This is a genomic window from uncultured Campylobacter sp. (assembly GCF_937997595.1).
Lineage (GTDB): Bacteria > Campylobacterota > Campylobacteria > Campylobacterales > Campylobacteraceae > Campylobacter_B.
This window is the reverse complement of record NZ_CALKTS010000042.1, coordinates 1-2,838: the sequence shown is the minus strand read 5'-3', so window position 1 is coordinate 2,838 and position 2,838 is coordinate 1. Positions and strand designations below refer to the sequence as shown.

The window sequence follows — 2,838 nt, the reverse complement described above, 5'->3', positions numbered from 1 at the left end:
GAAGGTGGCTCCCAAAATTTAGGGCAGATCAATGTTACGGGAAACGTAGAAAGCGGCCCGCTTACCAAAAAAGTCGGCGAAACTAAAAAGAGCGCCAAGCAACTCGCCAAAGAGCAAGTTAGCGATAGTAGAGATATGGTTCGTCACGAAACCGGCGTTTCAGTTGTCGAAAGCGGAAGATTCGGTGCTAGTGGCTACTCGATCCGCGGAGTAGATGAAAACCGCGTAGATATAAGCATAGATGGACTTCGCCAAGCAGAAACATTAAGCTCGCAAGGTTTTAAAGATCTATTTGAAGGATATGGAAACTTTAATAACACTAGAAACGGCGTTGAGGTTGAAAACGTAAGACAGGTAGATATCACTAAAGGTGCAGATTCTGTAAAAAGAGGCTCGGGCGCGCTAGGTGGTTCTGTGGCGTTTGAGACAAAGGATGCGAGAGACTATCTAACGGAGAAGGATTGGTATTACGGATTTAAGCGCGGGTATCAAAGTGCGGATAGACAAAACTGGCAAAGCCACGCAGCTGCAGTTCGGTTTAAGTGGTTTGATCTTTTGGCTATTCATACTGATAGAGAAGGACATGAACTAAAAAACTGGGGATATAAAGACTATGACCCAACCGTCATCAGAAAAGTTAGGGAAAAGCCCGATCCGTATAGAATTTACAAGAAAAGCACCCTTGTCAAATTTGGTTTTCAACCCACCGATACCGATAGATTTAGCCTAGGATACGATAAGTCTAATATAAAATCAGAGGGAATAGATTGGTCAAATCAATTTGCTCTTTATAATACGCAAACTCCTTGGGGAGCCTTGACTAACGATATACGACATACCAACGATAGAAGCGAAAGAAAGAATTACTCGTTTTCTTACGAAAATTTCGACGAAACGCCTTTGTGGGATAGCTTAAAATTTAGCTATAACAAGCAACATATCAAACTAAAATCGAGAACGGACGAGTATTGCGAGGGCGATAATTGCGCAGGTATTTCAAATCCGTCCGGTCTACATATAAACGAAAACGGAAAAATGGTAGATAAATACGGAGGAGAGCTCCAACACTCTACCGAGACGTATTACGAACAGCCGTGGTGGAGTCCCGTGCCCATACCTAGAACAAGAGATATCGTAATAGATAGCAGAGGCAATAAAGTAGATGATAACGCGTACCAAGGATACACGAATGAATTAAACACGGGAGGAGTCTCCGATATTTTAGTCAATTGCGATAACTATAACTGCTCAAAGGGTATCGATCTATTTGATACAAATACGTGGAGCTATCAGCACTACGACCTTACCCCTGTACCTACCCCTAATGGCAAAGGAAACTATGCGGTAATCAATCCAAAAGATAGCTGGAACGGCGATTCTCTCTTATTGCCGAGCCAATACGGCTTTGTAGATAACAACTGGAAAGACAGGGATCTCATCACCGATACAAAACAATTAAATCTCGATCTTACCAAGGATTTTACTATCAAAAGCTCAGAGCACACCTTAAGCTACGGCGGGCTTTTTAGTAAAAGCGATAAGCGAATGGTAAACAGACAAGGATACGAGCCTACGAATAAACAGTGGTGGGCCGAAACCTTTTTCGGCGTAAGAAATACTAACCCCGACTTTCCTATGCTCGGCACTTGGTATGCGGATAAATGTAAGCTATACAACGGAAACGACTATGTAACGCTTTGTAGCCACGAAGACGATCCTTTTAGCTTTCTTATTCCGGTTGAGACTAAAACCGGAGCGCTTTATGTGGGGGATGATTTTCGCATAAACGATATCCTAGGCTTTGATCTTAATTATAGATACGACAGAGTGAAGCATAATCCAAGCTACACTCCCGGCGTGACGCCTAAAATTCCGACCGATCTGTTTATCGGTATGTTCGTTCCCTATACGCCGCTTCCCGGCAATCCGTCCAATGCCGAGATAAAGGCCCATCGAGACGCCAATGCGGAAGCCAATGCTATGTATTTGGCTTCGCAAAAGAGAAAGTATTCGGCAAACTCATATTCTTTATCTACGAATATCGATCCGCTCGATTTTTTTAGAATTCAGCTTAAATACGCAAACGGATTTAGGGCGCCTACTTCGGATGAAATTTACTTCACTTTCCAGCACCCTGATTTTTCGATATATCCGAATTTGGATTTGAAAAAAGAAACGGCAAAGACTAAAGAGATTGCCTTTACGCTTCATAATTCTCCAAGCTTCGTTACATTGAATTTATTCCAAACGGATTATAGGAATTTTATAGATTTACAGTATAAGGGGGAATTCCAGCTTCCTTATGGAAACGGCGGAAGCAGGCTGCCTACCTCCGTGTATCAAAACGTAAATCGTCCGAAAGCGAGGGTTAGAGGAATAGAGATCGAATCGAAGCTATTTTTGGATCAAATTTGGCAGCCTCTACAGGGCTTTCATATAGGATATAAGCTAAGTATTCAAAAAGGCAGAATGGATATAGGTCACGGCAAAACCGATACGCCGATGAATGCGATCCAGCCGCGAACGGCAGTTTATAGCGTAGGCTATCAAAGCCCGGGCGATAAATACGGCGCGGATCTGTTCGTAACCGCGGTAGCTGCGAAAAAGGCGAGAGATACCTACAATATGTATTGGTACGAGCAGTATCTAGGCGGCAAAATCGTAAACGGCAAACCTGTAAGCAATAGCGAAGTGGAATGGAGAAGCGGTGGATATACCACGATAGACTTCGTAACATATGTAAAGCCGATCAAATATCTGACGCTTCGTGCAGGCGTATATAATATAACCGATCGTAAATATATCACTTGGGAAAGCGCCAGGTCAATAAGGCCTTTT

At 43.0% G+C, this 2,838-nt stretch carries 1 protein-coding gene; it reads left to right on the top strand.

What is annotated here, in order from left to right:
- Positions 1-2,838, top strand: a 2,838-nt coding sequence (locus Q0614_RS01355; RefSeq protein ID WP_298785961.1) for a TonB-dependent receptor, incomplete at both ends; no start/stop codon positions are given.